Source organism: Pseudomonas sp. P4_B4, assembly GCF_056402255.1.
In genome coordinates this window covers 66,272-82,020 of sequence record NZ_JBFUHS010000013.1, presented here as the reverse complement: position 1 = coordinate 82,020, position 15,749 = coordinate 66,272, and the positions used below count along the sequence as shown (strand labels likewise).

Genomic DNA, 15,749 nt, shown 5'->3' with positions numbered 1-15,749 from the left:
TGTACCGCAGTGTGTATGGACTTGCTGGCGATACACACGCTGGCATTTTCCGGCACAAGTGAACACAGGCCCGATACACCGCTTCGATTAACTGTGTCTGACGGCGGGCATCGATTCGGTGCCCGTACCCCCAGCCATCGTCTGAGATCGACATCATGCAAACCCCCGTCACTCCCGTAGCGAAGGCCAGCGTCGGCCTGGGCCTGCGCCGCGGTTTAATGAAAGACCTCCAGGCCGCACCGGCAGGCGATTTCGACTTTCTGGAAGTCGCCCCGGAAAACTGGATCGGTATCGGCGGTGCCCACGGCGCGGCATTGCGCGCCCTGGCTGAACGCTATCCATTGTCCTGTCACGGCTTGTCCCTGTCCCTGGGCGGGCCGTCGGCGCTGGACGTCGATTTTCTGCATGAGGTTCGCAGCTTCCTCGATCACTACAACGTGCCGCTGTACAGCGAGCACCTGAGCTATTGCAGCGATGACGGCCACCTGTACGACCTGTTGCCGTTGCCGTTTACCGAAGAAGCGGTGCACCACGTCGCGGCGCGTATCCGTCAGGCCCAGGACATTCTCGGGCGACGTCTGGCGGTGGAAAACGTCTCTTATTACGCCGCGCCTCAACAGGACATGGACGAGGTGACATTCACCAATGCCGTGCTGCGCGAGGCCGATTGCGACCTGTTGCTGGACGTCAATAACGTCTACGTCAATTCGATCAACCACGGCTTCGATCCGCAGGCGTTTCTGGCTGGCATCGATTCGGGCCGGGTGGTGGCGATGCACATTGCCGGGCATTTCGACGAGTCCGACACCTTGAAGATCGACACCCACGGCGCTTCGGTCAAACCGGCGGTTTGGTCGTTGCTGGCCCAGGCTTATGCCCGGTTTGGCGCACAACCGACCTTGCTGGAGCGGGATTTCAACTTTCCGGCATTCGCCGAACTGGTGGCGGAATTGCAGACCATTCGCCGTTTGCAACAGGAGGTTTGAACCGTGGAGAAGTCGAGTCTTTTGCATCAACAAACCACCATGGGCCTGTACCTGCGCGACCCTGAACACAACGCGCCACCCAGCGAAATGGACCCGGTGCGGGCACAGGTTTATCGCGATCTGGTGTTCGCCAACCTGTCTTCGCTGCTCAGTGGCACTTTTCCGGTGCTGGTGAAGATTCTGGGTGATGAACGCTGGCGGTCGCTGGTGCGGATCTTTCTGCGGGACTACCGCGCCTGCACGCCGAAATTTGGTGAGATTGCTCAAGAGTTTGTCGAGTTTCTCTCGGCCGGGCCTCAGACGTTGAGCGATGGGCCGTGGCCGCCGTTCATGGTGGAGCTGGCGCATTACGAGTGGGTGGAAATGGCGCTGCAACAGTCTGATGCCGAGCCTCTGGTTGGCGGTGATTCCGCGTTGCTGCTGGATCGGCACTTGCGGGTGTCGCCGCTGGCCTGGCCGTTGGCGTATGCCTGGCCGGTGCAACGGGTGGGGCCGGATTATCAGCCGGACGTTTTACCTGCTCAGCCGACCTTGTTGCTGGTACGGCGGGCGGAGGACTGGAGTGTGAGGTTTTCCGAATTGAGTCCGTTGGCGTGGCGGTTGTTGCAGAGGATTGGCGAGTTTCCCGAGTTGACCGGGCGTGAGCAGTTGCAAGGATTGGCGGTGGAGGCGGGGCAGGTTGGCTCTTCGGCGTTTTTCGAGGGTGGTCTGGGGTTGTTGCGGCAGATGCATGGGGAGGGGGTTGTTGGGGGCGGTTGATCTTCTTTGACCTTGGCGGTCTTTGGGCTGACCAGGTTCTTGGTCGATTGAGTACATATCCGTTTCTGCGGTAATGGCCTCTAATGGTTTCGCCCTTACGGCGAGTCACTTTTTTTACAAGCGCCTAAAAAAAGTAACCCAAAAAACGCTCGCCCCGAACGTACGGCCCCTCGCCTGGGCTCGGGGTTCCTTCGCTCCGGCATTCATCCGGGGGCATCGCCTCCGGTCGGCTTCGCTCGACCTCCTCTCGATGTGTTCGGCTGCGCCGAACGGCGCTGCGCGCCCACCCCCGGATGAACGCCTCCACTCAGCCTGCCGAGGGGGCGGGTGGATCAAGATCAAGAGCTGCAGGCGAGCTAACGCTCGGCCTGATGAGTGGTGAAGAGCGTGGGTGTACGCGGCACTGCTTTTGCTCTTCTGTGGGGGCGGCGGTGCGGCGATCCGACCTGCTCGCGATGACGACCTGACAGCCGATCGAAACTTTTCGGATGTACTGAGTACCTGTGGGAGAGGGCTTGCTCGCGAAGACGGTCTGTCAGCCGACTCAATTCTCACAGGCGAACGAACCCCGCGATCAGGCCGGCCGGTAGGCCGCCTCGCTTTTGCTTTGGCTTTAGCTTTTGATCTTCTTGCCCCCTCGTGAGCCCACGGAGCAGGACCGGAGCGAGGGCATGCCGAGACTTGGCGAGGCACCGAACGTCAGGGGCAAAGCGCTTTGGTTACTTTCGCGCTTTTCGAAAGTGACCCGCCGTAAGGGCGGAACCAATAGCGGCCGTTACCGCAGAAACGGATATGTACACCCGCAAAAAACCACGCCGCCTGCTAGGCAGCCATCGCGGGGCCACGCTCCCACAGGAATTGCGGATTACTCCAGAACGCCCTGTGCGCGGTGAGGCGCAGCATCGCCCGCAGCGGCATAGGCCACCCGCGGCACACCCGGCAAGCGCTGTTCCAGCAGTACACTCAAGGACTCGCCCGGTTCCAGGTAGGCATCGCCGAAGTCGGCGCCGAGCTGGTTCGGGTGGGCGACGATTTCCAGCAGTCCGTCGGGTGGCGGCTCGGCGTTGCGCAGATCCACCGGGGTGCACACGTAGTCGGCGGTGGCGCCGGCCAGGTTGCTCAGGCGACGGTTGAGCAGGTCCTTGAACACGCGCTTGGGCAGGCTGAGGTTTTGTCCCAGGTTGCGTGCCAGACGCACCGGCACCCCCTGGCGGGCGGCGAAGCGCGCGACGATCTCGCCGATCGGCCAGATGTTGTGCACGTGTTGATGGGAGTCCAGGTGGCTGGGGCGCAGGCCGTTGTCCAGGCAACGCTGCCACTGGGCTTCGAGTTCTTCGAGCACGGCGTGGCGATCCCGGCGCCCGAGCCATAGGCGGGTGCGGGGCAGTTTGAGGTCGAACACGCCGGCACCGTCGCAAAACGTCGGACGCTGCACAATGCTCTGGCTCAACGGCCGGCCGTAGGTCAGGTTGAAGTGCAGGCCGATGCGGCCTTCGAGCAACGGATGCCGGGCCAGGACGCAGGCCGCTTCGAAAGCCGGCATGTTGGCCATGGCGGTGGCGGAGCTGATGAGCCCGGCCTGGAACGCGCCCAGGATCACCGCGTTTTCGCAGGCACTGAGGCCGAAATCGTCAGCGTTGACTATCACTTGCCGAGGCATGTTTACCCTCCTTGAGGTTTTCCGTAGGCGCAGGCGCTTTGACAGCAGGTGCCGCGCCGGGCGCCGGGGTGGCGACTGCGGCCGCGGCGCGTCTGGCGCGCCATTGCTGCAATCGGGGTTTGAAGCGTTGCCAGATCCGCAAGGCCAGCCCCAGCAGCAGACCGCTGGGGCGCCCGGAGTAAAAACTCCAGCGCCAGTGTTCCAGTTGCCCGGTCATGCGTTCGTGCAGTTGATGGCTGGAGTTTTCCAGGCTGACCCGTGACGCATCGATCCACTGCCAGTTGTCTTCGAGGCCCCAGCGAATCCACTCTTCGAGCAGCACCCGGCCGCTGCCCAGGTCGGCATATTGCGGCAGGAACGCCAGGTTGTAGTCGTACAGTCGGCCCTGTTCCAGCAAGCCGAGTCGATAGCTGATGCAGCGCCCCTCCAGCTCCAGCACTACCACGCGCACCAGGCCTCGGGCCGCCAGGGCGGTGAAGGCGCGGTCCATCCACTGGCGATGGCGGGCATCGGAAAAGATCCCGACCCCTTCATCGCCTTTCCAGCTCACGGCTTCGACTTCACTGATTTCCTGCAATAGCGGCCCCATGGTCAGGGAGTCGGGGGTAATCCGCCGCACCTGGGCACCACACGCGGCGATGCGTTTGCGCGCGCGGCGCAGTTTGTAGCGCGGGTCGCCGGAGACTTCCTGATGGTCGGCCTCGCTGATCAGGTGCACCGGCACTCGACAGCTGAGGCGTTGTTCGGCGGTCGAACTCAATGCCTGCCACGGCGCCAGGGCCTGTGCCTGGGCCGTGGAACCGGCCAGTTCGTTGAGTTGCAGCACGGCATGGGGCAGGCGTTGCCGGATCTGCGTCAGCGCCTTGCGTAAATTGTCGTCGTCCAGCCTCGTCAGCAGTGCGAGGCGGTCGGCGAGGGGATAGCCCAAATGATGCAGGACCCGAAACGGCAAACGCGCAAAGCGCTCCACGGACGCCACCAGCGGCAGGCACAGCGCCAGTTCTTCACCCTGCCAGCCAAGCAGTACGTGCAACTGCTCGCCCGGATTGAGTGCCAGTTCCGAGGCGTACAGCCAGGCCAGGGTGTTGAACGGTGTGTGGTCCGTTACGCGCAGGCGCAACGCTTCGTAAGCCGCTATCGGAAAGTCGTCGGTGCACAGCGAAGTGCGCCATTCGAATCGTGCAGACATAAGATCAGCTCGCCTCGGCCGGAACAGGAGAGGGTGCCGGTTTGCGCAAGGCATTCAGGCGGGAACCGCTGTAGCGGGTTTCGCGGAAGAAGCGCCAGCCGAACAGGTGGTAGATGTTCATGATCCGTCCCTGCTCGCGATACCCCATGCGCATGTGCATCTTGAGCGCGGGAATGTTGTGGGACTCGCAGATATCCACCACTTTGTTGCAACCCTGATCAGCCATGGCTTTCCACAGGTTCAGTTGGAAATCGACCGACAGCGTGGTGCCCCGGTAGGCAGGAATCTGCTCGATGGCGAACTCGAAGAACTCACCTGGCTTCACCGGGAACATGCAGCCGTAGTAATGACGGTCGAGATAATCGCGTGTGCTGCCCCAGATAAAGGCCACGGTATCGCCGTTTTCATCCAGATACATGTGCCCGGTGTAGCCTTCGGACGCCAATTCGGCCATGGTGCCCACGCGATCGCCGAAGTGTTTGGCGAACGCCACGGCGTTCTGTGGGGTGATGGTTTCCAGCCGCAGCGGTGAATAGGGCCGAAGGTTGTGTGGTGGTACCGGGCTCACCAGATCACGCTCCATCCACAACAGTTCTTCGTGGAAAAATACGTAGTGTTTCCACACTTTGCCGACGGTGGCGCGCAAGCCTTTTTGCTTGATGTGATCGCTGAGTTTTTTCAGAACATTCATGTTTTCGACTCCTGACGGTGTTGGCCGTGAGTGGATTGACTCAAGGCGCGACGAATCGTCCACGCGGTAAAAAATCAATGACGTTCATGAGGTGCTCCAGCTGAGGGCAAACAGGGTTTCTCCTGGTAAATCGAAGTTGATGTGACCCTCCAGGCATTTGAAAGATGCGTCGCGACTGCGGTTGTCGGCGCCGAAATAACGCAATGATCCCTGGGCCAATGGGCATTGCGTGCCGGCCAGGCTCACACGCTGCAAGCGTGAGCCTTTGTTGACGCCCAGCAGGCTGCGTTGGTGCCCGGCAGACATGGCCAACACGTCAACCTCGAAGGCGTCGTTCTCCAGGCGCATGACATCGTGTAGCCAATGCTGGCGGATAAATTGCTGCGCCAGGCCCACGGGCTTGAGCTCGAATTCATCCTCGCCGAGCACGCGCAACATGCCCTTGGGATACTCAGGTTCGTCGGCGGCCTGGAACCAGCCGAGCATGTCGAGCAAGCCGTCCTGGGAAGCATTGATGATGACCGAGGCCCACCATAACGAGGCGTAGTGGGTTTCCTGATCGTAAGGGCTGAGGCTGGCCCCGCTGGACATGTTGGTCTGGTCCAGCAACAGGGCTTTGCGCGGTCGTCCCTGGGCGTCGAGCCCCACCAGCTCTGCCGCTTTGCGTACGCTATCGCGGTAGACACGGGTCGCCAGCAGGTCGCGGACCATCCATTCGTGCCAGGCCAGCGCATCGATCTTGTCGCCGGACTCGGCCAGCAAGCGTCGGGCCCAGTCGATGCCGCGCTTGTCGGCGGCATGGTCGACGAACGGGCCATTGACGAACCGGGAACTGGCCGGCATGGCGATGCGTACGCCGGCTTTGGCGTTGTCCGGGTTGCTGCGCACTTGCCAGGCCATGCTGTTGAAGATGCGCTGGTAGCTGGCGTAGTCCGGGTAGTTGAGGTTCGGTTCGTCGGCAAAGCCGATGTAGTGCGTGCCCTTGCCGCCAAGTGCGCGTGTGGCGGCGAGCCAGGCGTCGAGGCCGGCGTTGCTGGTGGTGTCGGCGCGCAGGTAGGCCTGGCGCTGTCTGCCGGCCAGCAGGGTGATGTCCTGGGTGATGCCCAAGCGATCCTGATACAGCCGGCGGAACACGTCTTCGTAATGCGGCCGCGTCGCCATGATGTCGACCAGGCTGTAATAGGTTCCGGCCTGTGGTTGCAGGGCATCGAGCACGGCGAAACTGGAATCCGGCAGTCGCGCATAGGGCAGGGCGATCCCCAGGTTCGGGGTCTTGCCGAGCACGTCGTTGTGCAGCGTCAGCCGGGTCTGGCCTTCGTCTTCGCGCAAGGGTTTGAGCTGTTGCGGGTTCTGGGCGAACAGGTTGGCCGTGCCGTCGAGCCAGAATGCGACCTTGCCGCTACCGCGCAGGTGCAGGCGCCAGACTTGATCGGTGGTTGCAACGGGCAACTCGATTTTGTCGAACTGCCAATAGGCGGGGTAAGGCTTTAGAGACAGTGAAAGTTGTTGGCCGTCACTCACGCGCTGCGCTTGCAACGCGCCGACGCCGCCGTGGAATTTTCCGGCCAGCACCGCGTGCTCACCGGCCGCGACCTTGAAATACAACTCGTCACCGTCCCGGGGCTCGGCGCTGAAATGCACCTTGGCCGGGGCGAACAGTGCGACGGTGTGGTCGTCGTGCTCAACCGTATAACGGCGGAAGCTGTAGCCGGGAATTTCCAGTCGATAACTGGCGGCTGCCGGCGCCAGGTTCCAGCGTTGACTACCGCGGGGCTCATTGGCGGCAATCAGTCGTTCGCTCTGGAGTTTGCCCTGGCCGTCGAGCAAGTAGAGGTGCTCTTCGTTGGCTTCAGCCTGCCACACCGGGGCCCAGAGCACGGTCAGGCTGTCGGGGCGGTCCGTTTGCAGGTACAGGCTGCCGTCGCGGATATCGGCCCAACGCATGGTTGCGGCTTCGGCGCTCAGCCCGAGGCCAAGACTCACCAGCAATAACAGGTGTTTCATGCCGATTTCCGTTGCAGCATCAGCAGCATCGGCGCGATGTCGCCGGGCAGGACGATGAGCGTTTGCCAGACCGGCACGTGGCTCAACCGGCAATACACCACCAACAGCGCCAGGGTCACGGCCAGGTACGCGATAGAGGATGCGGCTGCTGCGCCGACGATGCCGTAGGTCGGGATCAGCAGCACATTGAGCGCCAGGTTGAGCAGGGCGCTGAGGCCCATCAACAACGAAATCGTGCCGGGCCGGTTCTTGCCCAGCAGGTCCAGGCGCAGAATGCTCATGTAGCACAGACCCAACAGGCCCGGCAGCAGCGCCAGTAACGCAGGATATGCAGGCTGATAGGCCTCGCCAAACAGCGTCACGATCAACCATTCACCGACCACTGCCATGGTCAGGCAAGCGCCGAGCATCACCGTAGCGGTCAAGCGCAAGGCCAGTGGCGTGACTTTTTCGATGCCTTCTTCCTGTTGCAGCAGGCGCTTCATCAGCGGTGTGGTCACTGCTTCCGGAACGATCAGCAGCAACTCGGCGGCCGCGCTGGCCATGGCGTAGTGACCCAGCGCCGTGGTGCCGAGCAGGGCACCGATGAACAGGTAGTCGGAGCGCAGAATCACTTGCTGGAACAGCAGGTCTGGATGACTGCGGGCGCTGTAGCGCAGCAGTTCGTTCTGGCTGGCGCGGTCCCATTGCAGGTTCAGCGGATGCTCGCGCCTGAGCCACACCGAACCGGCCAGCACCACCAGGCTGATCCCCGTCAGCCAACTGATCAGCGCCGCTTCCAGGGCCGCGCTTTTCCACATCCAGAACAGGGCAAGGAACACCAGCAGCGGCGCCAGCGACTCGATCAGGCGCAAGGCATTGAAGGCGACCACGCCGCCCGAGGCGTTGTGCAGGGTCAGCAAACCGCTTTTGAGCACGGTCAGCGGCACCGCCAACAGCAACAGCCAGGCGAGTAGGCCCAATTGCGTGGTGATGCCCAGTTCACTGCCGAACTCGCGGGTCAGCGCCACCACCAGCAAGGTCAGCAACGCCGCCGGCAGACAACCGAACAGCAGCACCTGACTGAGCAGCAAGCCCATCGGTCGCTGCTTGGCCGCCTGGTAGCCCACCGCTGAATTCAAGCCGCCGCTGGTGGCAGCGCTGATCAGGTCGGGCAGGGCGCTGAGCAAGGCAAACAAGCCCCGTTCGCTGGGGCCGAGAATCCGCGCCAGCAACACGTTGCGCAGCAAGCGCAGGGCGATCATCACCAGTTTGGTGCCCATGCTCAGGGCCAGGTGCCTGAGGTAGTTGTTGCGGCTCATGGACGCGCCCCACGGTAGATGCGCCAGGACAGCAACCCGGGATTGCGCGCGGTGCGCTGGCTGACGCCGAAGCGTGGCAGGGCCAGTGGATCTTCGGTTCCTCGATAAATGCCGGTGTCGGTGCCCAGGGCAAACGGGAAGTGATGCCTGGCCACCTGTTGGCGCACCCGCGCATCGTTGTCGCCATTGGGGTAGCAGTAAACCGGCAACGGCCGGTTGCAACCGTGGAGCAGCGCCTCGCGACTGCGGTTCAGTTCTTCATCCAGGCGTTGATCGTCGAGACCGGTGAGGATGGCGTGGCTGGCGCCGTGGGGGCCGAAGCGCACCAGGCCGGACGCTTCCAGGTGGCGCACTTGCTGCCAGTCCAGCGCCTGGGGCAACGACTCTTGCGGGCAGTCGTCGGTCAGGCGATTGAGGTCCAGGGGTGACAGGGTTTTCAGGCTCTGCAAAAAGTTCAGCAACGCCAGGCTGCGGCGTTGCTGATCCGGGTCGTCGCACAATGCCGGCAACGGACGCCCAAGTTGCTGCAAGCGTTCGATCAGCTGCAGGCGTGCCTGTTCGCCATGGCTGTTCCACAGGGTTTCGCCAATGCTTTCCCACCAGAAGCGCTGGCGGCTGCCGATGAAATCGGTGGACAGAAAGATGCTCGCCGGCACCTGGTGTTTTTGCAGCAGCGGGAACGCGTTCAGCGCGTTGTCGCGCCAGCCGTCGTCGAAGGTCAGCGCCACTTTTGGCCGCTCCGAGCGCGCACCCGGTTGCAGAATGTCCATCAGCGGCACGCAGTCGAAGTGTTTTTTCAACCACGCCAGCAGATGTTCAAACGCCTTTGGCCCGACGCACAGTTCATTGCGATGGGGCAGTTCGGCGGCCTGGTCGCTGGCCAGCACCCGGTGCAGCATCAGGATCACCCCGGCGCCGTGCAGTTGATTGCGCCCGACCGGAGAGTTGAGGTACAGCCAGCCACTGGTGCGTTTTAACAGTTGTTTGATCGCCACGGCACGCGCCTCTCATCGATTTTGCTCGGGGTTCCATTGGGCGTAACGCTGACCGCGCAGGAACTGCCACAGGCCGATGCTCATCCCGGCAAGGGTCACCAGGAGGAACGCGGCGAGGCGAAAGGGTTTGGGCAAGCGGTGTTGCGAATCCAGCAGGCCGGCAATGGCCGCCGTGTAACCGAGCAGTTGAGCGATCAGGCTCAGGCGATAAAAGCCGTGATCCTCCCACAGCCAGAAATTGCTCAGCAGCAACGGCAGCAACAGGATCGGCGCCAGCCGCCGGATCAGCTTGTGGCTGATCAACGCAATCGCATACAGGCCATGGGTCCGCGGATTAAGCAGCTCCCGGCGCTGGGCCAGGCTTTGCAAGCCACCCACCGTGACCCGCTGACGGCGACGGAATTGCTTGTCGGCTTCGTCCACACCCTGGTCGATTACCCGGGCCTGGGGCACGTAGACAATCCGCTTGAACGCCACCGGCGCGCAGGTGCTGATAAAGAAATCGTCGTTGACCTCCGCCGGCACGCTCTGGAACAACTCGCGGCGCAGGGCGAGCAATGCGCCATCGGCGGAGACCATGCAGCCGGTGCGATTTTCCACGTAGCGCAGCCAGCCTTCGTAATGCCGATACAGGCTGTCGCCCACGCTCAACCCCTTGCCGGTCACCGGGATCACCATATGCCCGGCGCAGCCACCGACCTGCGGGTCGTTGAGCGGCGCGAGCAAATGGCCGAGGGTGTCGGTGGACCATTGGTTGTCGGCGTCGGTGAACACCAGGATCGCGCCGCTGCTGATCGCGACCCCGGCATTGAGCGTCGCCGCCTTGCCCTGGCGGGGCAGGTCAAGCACGGTGATGCGCGGGTCATTGACCTTGTGTGCACAGGCCACGGTGTCGTCGGTCGAGCCGTCACTGGCGAGGATAATGTGCAGCGAGCGGGCCTGATAATCCTGGGCCAGCACAGTGCGCAGTTTTTCTTCGATATGCCGCGCTTCGTTGTGCGCGGCAATCACGATGCTTACGTCCATCGGTTGGGCCGGTCCGTGGCGCGGTGCCGGGTAAAACGGCGCCAGCAAGGTCAGCAACAGGGGGTAGCCGAGGTAGGCGTAAACCGGTAGCAACAGGCACAACCAGTAAATGAATTCAGCCACGGGCGGGCCTCCTGGCATTCCAATGACAAAGGCTGAGGATGAATCCGGCGCCCGCCAGGTGCAGGCGCACCCAGTGCAGGCCCCAGAGTTGCAGGGTCAGGAGCGGGTCGCGGTGCCTGGCACTCTGACGCAGGCTCAGTGCCAGGGCGGGCAGGACGGTCAGCAGCAGCATCAGCAACGAATGATGGGGGAAACCGTCGAACAGGGCGGAAATAGCCATGAAATCGATCACCCAGGCGGCAATCGACAGCAGCGGAAAGCGCAGCAACCGCAGGCTCGGGCCATGGGTGCGCAGCAGTTGCAGATGACTGCCCTGGCGCCACAGTTCCTTGCCCATCCACTCCCGCCAACTGCATTCGTAACCCCAATGCAGCGCCACGCTTTGGTTGACCGAGAGCAGCTTGGCACCGGCGTCGACCAGGCGCATGGTCAGTTCCTTGTCCTCGCCGGTGCGCAGTTGTTCATTGAAACCACCGACCTTGTCGAACCAGCGACGGCGCATCAGCAGGTTGCAAGTGGGCAGCCATTGCGCGACATGCAGCGGCTGCGTATCGGGGCGCAAGGTGCGGCGCTGCCAGGCGTCGGCGTACCACGGCGCTTCGGCCGGGGTGTGCAGGTCCAGGCCGATGACATCGGCCTGGCCGCCGGACTCGAGGTCGAACAACAGCTTGAGCCAGTTCTCGGGCATCTCGACGTCGGCATCGATAAAGGCCAGCCATTCACCACTGGCAATCGCCGCTCCGCGATTGCGTAATGCGCCGATGAGCAGGCCGGGCAGGACCAGAACCTGGGCGCCGAACTGCCGGGCAATGTCCGGGCCCTGGTCGTCGGAGCCGTTGTCGAGCACGATCAACTCGCATTCGACGTTGGCCGCCTCGGCGGCATGTCGTGCCGCGAGCAGGGTCCGGGCGATGTGCTGCTCCTCGTTGTACATTGGAATGATGATGCTGATGCAATTCATGCCTTGACCTCTTTCAGCGGGGCTTCTTCGGCTTTCGTGCGCAGCACGCCGGTCAACGCGAGCATGATCCACAGATACTTATGGTTCGGCGCGCTGAGGAACATCAGGAACAACGTCAACGACAGAAAGCTCATGCTCAGGTGGGTCATCAGATCGGCCTGATGCCCGTCTCCTCGCAACAGCCAGGCCCGGCGGGCGCGAATCAGGTTGTACAACCCCAGGGCCAGCATGCCGACGAACATCAGGCCGGCGGGAATCCCCAGTTCACTGAAGATTTCCAGGTAGGTGTTGTGGGCGCGGCGGTACAGGTCGTCGGTCTTGCCGCTGACGGAAAAGGTCTTGGCATAACCGGTGGTGGCGTAGTGCAGCGGGAACGTGCCGGGGCCGGTGCCGAGCAAGGGGTTCTCGGCGATCATGGCGCTGCCGACCACAATGTAGGAGGCGCGACGGCCCAGGGACGCGTCCTGACTCTTGGCCCCAGAGCTGAGGATGCTCAGCGACTGGATGCGCGCCACGTAACTTGCCGGCATCGCATAGAGCCCAAGCGTAATCACAATCGTCAGGCCGAGCATGGCAAAGCCCAGGTGGCGTGGACGAATATGTGGTAACTGCGCGCGATAGTGCCACGTGCCGATCAACAGGCTGAGGAGCAACACCACCAGCCCCGAACGGGATTCAGTCTTGGTCATGCCGGCCAGCAGCACGAGGGCACAGGCCCCCCAGAACAACCGGTGCAACCGGTTCGGGCTGCGGACCACCAGCAACAGCGCCATGGGCACGGCGAAGGCGATCATCAGGGCAAATTCGTTCGGGTCATTGAGCATGCCGGACGCACGGCCTTCGTCCTGGTATTTGGCAGAGAACATCGCCATGGCGCAGGTCATCGCGACACTGACGGCAACCAGTTTGGCGAACATGTCGAGGTTCAACTCACGTCCGACCAGCAGGGTGATGACAAACAGAATCAGGCCAACGCTCAATTCGCGCAGGTGGCCCAGGGAGAAGCCCATGTCGTCGGTGTTCAACAGGCTCAGCAGGTACAGCACCATGAACCCGACCAGGAAACGCCAGATATTGCTGCGCAGGCGCTCGGACGGCAGTTGGTGAATCGCCAGTTGCAGCATCAGGATCAGCGCCAGCGAAGCCCCGAGGAACTTGGAGCCCGACAGCGCGCTGTCCTTGAACAGCCCCTCGAAAGGCAGGATGGCGACAATCCCCAGCAGGCCCCAGGCAGGCTTGCGGTACAGCACCGCGACACCCACCAGGCCCAGCACCGCTCCCGGCGCCAGATACGGATAGGGGCTGGCCAGCAATCCGAGGCAGACCAGGCCGAGCAAACTGACGATCGAGAGCGGAACAATCACGCACGTGCCTCCCGTGCAGTGCGGATGTAAAGCTGCGACCAGCGTTCGGCCAGGGCCTTGAGGTCGTAGCGGTCCCGTTGCGTACGTTTTGCGTTGTCGATCAACTCGCCGGCCAGGGCCGGGTCACCCAGCAGCGCGCCGATCTGGCGGGCGAGGGCGGTGCTGTCGGTGGGCGCGGCGAGCAGGCCGTTGTGGCGGTCCTGCAAAACATCGGGAATCCCGCCGACGCCGAAGGCCACCACCGGCACCCCGGCCTGCATCGCTTCGAGCAGAATCATGGGCGTGCCTTCGGTGCGCGAACTGATCACCAGCGCATCGAGTTGTCGCCACCAGGTGCGCATGTCGGTCTGGTAACCCGGTAATGTGATGCGCGCCTGCAAGCCTGCCTCGTCGATCCGCGCCTGCAGGCTTTCGCGCTCCGGCCCGTCGCCGAGCATCACCGCGTCCAGTTGCGGGTACTGCTGACACAACGGGATCAGCGCATCGAGAAACAGGTCAGGGCCTTTTTCGCTGCTCAGGCGCCCGACGTAGCCAGCCAGCCAGCGTTGTCGCTCGCCACTGTGCGGCAGCAAGTCGTCGGCCTCCGGCAGGCCGTTGGGGATTACCTGCAACTTGTCCGTGCGCACATTGGCCTGACGGTGCAGCGCCGCAATGCTTTCGGCGACACACACCACCCGGTTCACCGAGGCTGTGCGGCACAATTGCAGGCTCAGCCAGGTGTAGAACTTCTGCTTGCGACTGCGCGGGGTGAAGCCGTGCTGGGTGATCACCAGTGGCAGGCGCAACAGCGTGGCGCCGAGCCAGCCGAACAACAGGCCCTTGAAGTTGTGCGTATTGATCAGTGGCCGCCGGTCCCGTCGCTGGCGCAAATGCCCAAGCAATGCGCCCAGGCCTGCACAGCCGAGGCAATCGACACCGGCCTGGCGAAATCGCGTGATCAGCTCTGGCGGCGCATCGAGAAACAGCACCTGGTGCTGCCCCGGCGTCGCCAGGCAATGATCCAGCAGCATCCGCTCGGCGCCATAGAAGCCGCCGCTGCTGAGCAAATGAATGATCGGCAGGTCGTGGGCGGTGCCGAGCGGCGCGTTCAATTGCGCACCCAATGCACGAGGGCCGGTACGCTCCAGTTCTTGTGCGGGTTGTTCGGCTGGGTGCTGTGATCATTGATCACCAGCAGCACCGGCAAGCCCAGTTCATGGGTGATTTGCGCAGGGTGCTTGAAGCGGTGGTCGAAGAATTCACGCACATAGACCAGGGCAATCGCCAGCAGCAAACCGGTGAACAGCCCGAACGGAATGATCAGCATCGGCTTGGGGAACGCCGCTTCGGTCGGTTCGAACGGCGGGCTGAGTATCCGTGCGTTGGACAGGTCGTTGTCCAGTGCGCGCGCGGTGCTGCTTTCAGCGAAGCGCTGGGCATAGGTGGCGAACGCCTTGTGCAGCGCGTTGATCTCGGTGTCCATCTGCCGCAGCTTGCTACGGGTTTCCTGCAATTGATGGATGCGATTCTTGAACTCGGCAATGCGCGCGTTTTTCTGGTCGATGACCGAGCTGATCGTCACCAGGTCGCTGGTGCGCTCCTGAATCCGGTTGCTGACGATCTTCAGGAATTGCCCACGGGCCCGGATGATTTGCTCGCGGGCCATTTGCATCGGATCACTGCCAGGCTGCAAGACCGCCAGGTCGTCCATGTAGCGGCTGACCAGGGTCGTCAGTCGCTCACCCAGTTGCTTGATCTCGCGGTCTTCGAACGCGACGCTGTCGACCGTGGTGGTGAAGGTGTAGGGGAAGGTGTAGTCGTTGAATCTGGCATTGTTGGCGGTCGCCAGGCTGGCTTTCAGGTAATCGAGCCAGCGCTGGCTTTGCAGCAGTCGGTCCTGATACAGGTTGAGTGCCTGCTCCTCGGTGTTGATCGCGTTGAGGCGGAATGTGATTTCTTCCTTGGGGTCGGACGAACCGATGCTTTCGAGCAAGGCCAGGCGATTGGCTTCCAGGCCATCGAGACGCACCTGGTACTGCAATTTCTTGGTCTCGTAGAAACTCTGCGGCAGGTCGATCGATTGCATTTCCTGGCGGGTGACCAGGTAGTTTTGCAGCAGGGCAGTGACGAATCGGGTGCCCTGGGCCGGGTCAGGGAAGTGGTAGACGATCGAGATCACGTTGGAGCCCGGCAAGGTTTCAACCTTGAGGGCAGCGGACGCTTGTTGCGTGAGGGCATCGAGCAGGGTGTCGCGTACCGGATCGGTCTGCAGCCCGAGCAGGCTGCGAACCGGGTTGATCACGTGTTCGCGAACGGGATTGATCACAAACCGTTTGAGCGGCTGCACCAGCAGTTTGTTGAAGGCGCTCACGGGCTGCGTGTACTCACCCTTTTCGCGCAACTCGCTGATGGTCTGGCGGATCAAGGCCGGCGAACGCAGGATATTGCTCTCGGTCTCCATGTCGGCCAGCGACGGCGGGATGAAGGAAGCGTTTTCCTGAGTGAGGGTGCTGGTGGCATCCCCCTGGGAGATTTTCTTGGACTGCACGATCACCTGGGCGGTGATATCGAAACTCTGCTTGAGCAACAGCGGCAAGACCACGGCGATCACGGCAAAGATCAGGAAGACTCGCTTCACCAGCTGCTTGTTGGCGAAGAAGATCCTGAAGAACTCATGCAGGTAGTTTTCCTTTGGATTCATGTGGGTACCT

Annotated in this window: 13 protein-coding genes; 2 read left to right on the top strand and 11 right to left on the bottom strand. The window is 62.5% G+C overall.

Annotated features, from left to right (window positions below; translation table 11 throughout):
• Window positions 1-155: 155 nt before the first annotated feature.
• Together AC1DVE_RS15670 and AC1DVE_RS15665 are read left to right on the top strand one after the other, a co-directional pair.
• Window positions 156-986, top strand: coding sequence for an HvfB family MNIO-type RiPP peptide maturase (locus AC1DVE_RS15670; RefSeq protein WP_223459823.1), 831 nt, complete (start codon window positions 156-158; stop codon window positions 984-986).
• Between the two features lie 3 nt (window positions 987-989).
• On the top strand, window positions 990-1,745 hold the full coding sequence (locus tag AC1DVE_RS15665; RefSeq protein WP_223543321.1) for an HvfC family RiPP maturation protein: 756 nt from the start codon (window positions 990-992) through the stop codon (window positions 1,743-1,745).
• Window positions 1,746-2,610: 865 nt separating this feature from the next.
• Here AC1DVE_RS15665 and AC1DVE_RS15660 read toward each other — a convergent pair.
• The 11 genes from AC1DVE_RS15660 to AC1DVE_RS15610 form a co-directional block, all read right to left on the bottom strand.
• A complete protein-coding gene (locus tag AC1DVE_RS15660) occupies window positions 2,611-3,405 on the bottom strand; it encodes a ChbG/HpnK family deacetylase (protein WP_223460086.1) in 795 nt (264 codons plus the stop codon).
• Complete coding sequence (locus tag AC1DVE_RS15655) at window positions 3,377-4,594, bottom strand: GNAT family N-acetyltransferase (RefSeq protein ID WP_223460084.1); 1,218 nt, start codon at window positions 4,592-4,594, stop codon at window positions 3,377-3,379. The genes AC1DVE_RS15660 and AC1DVE_RS15655 overlap by 29 nt, the downstream gene beginning before the upstream one ends.
• Window positions 4,595-4,598: 4 nt before the next feature.
• A complete protein-coding gene (locus AC1DVE_RS15650; protein WP_223460082.1) occupies window positions 4,599-5,285 on the bottom strand; it encodes an N-acetyltransferase in 687 nt (228 codons plus the stop codon).
• Between the two features lie 84 nt (window positions 5,286-5,369).
• The gene (locus tag AC1DVE_RS15645; RefSeq protein ID WP_223537919.1) at window positions 5,370-7,289 is read right to left on the bottom strand and encodes a hypothetical protein; all 1,920 of its coding nucleotides are present in this window, start codon (window positions 7,287-7,289) and stop codon (window positions 5,370-5,372) included.
• Window positions 7,286-8,590 carry a lipopolysaccharide biosynthesis protein gene (locus tag AC1DVE_RS15640; RefSeq protein WP_223533773.1) on the bottom strand — a complete coding sequence of 435 codons (1,305 nt, stop codon included), beginning with the start codon at window positions 8,588-8,590 and terminating at the stop codon, window positions 7,286-7,288. Before AC1DVE_RS15640 ends, AC1DVE_RS15645 begins: the two co-directional genes overlap by 4 nt.
• Window positions 8,587-9,585: a polysaccharide deacetylase family protein gene (locus AC1DVE_RS15635; RefSeq protein WP_223460076.1), complete on the bottom strand. Its 999-nt coding sequence runs from the start codon at window positions 9,583-9,585 to the stop codon at window positions 8,587-8,589. Before AC1DVE_RS15635 ends, AC1DVE_RS15640 begins: the two co-directional genes overlap by 4 nt.
• Window positions 9,586-9,597: 12 nt before the next feature.
• Window positions 9,598-10,734 carry a glycosyltransferase gene (locus tag AC1DVE_RS15630; protein WP_223460074.1) on the bottom strand — a complete coding sequence of 379 codons (1,137 nt, stop codon included), beginning with the start codon at window positions 10,732-10,734 and terminating at the stop codon, window positions 9,598-9,600.
• Entirely contained in the window at window positions 10,727-11,695 is a 969-nt protein-coding gene (locus AC1DVE_RS15625; RefSeq protein ID WP_223460072.1) for a glycosyltransferase, read from the bottom strand. Before AC1DVE_RS15625 ends, AC1DVE_RS15630 begins: the two co-directional genes overlap by 8 nt.
• A complete protein-coding gene (locus AC1DVE_RS15620) occupies window positions 11,692-13,059 on the bottom strand; it encodes an O-antigen ligase family protein (RefSeq protein ID WP_223460071.1) in 1,368 nt (455 codons plus the stop codon). Before AC1DVE_RS15620 ends, AC1DVE_RS15625 begins: the two co-directional genes overlap by 4 nt.
• A complete protein-coding gene (locus AC1DVE_RS15615) occupies window positions 13,056-14,150 on the bottom strand; it encodes a glycosyltransferase family 4 protein (protein ID WP_223533769.1) in 1,095 nt (364 codons plus the stop codon). The genes AC1DVE_RS15620 and AC1DVE_RS15615 overlap by 4 nt, the downstream gene beginning before the upstream one ends.
• Complete coding sequence (locus AC1DVE_RS15610; RefSeq protein WP_223533768.1) at window positions 14,147-15,739, bottom strand: GumC family protein; 1,593 nt, start codon at window positions 15,737-15,739, stop codon at window positions 14,147-14,149. Before AC1DVE_RS15610 ends, AC1DVE_RS15615 begins: the two co-directional genes overlap by 4 nt.
• Window positions 15,740-15,749 lie beyond the last annotated feature (10 nt).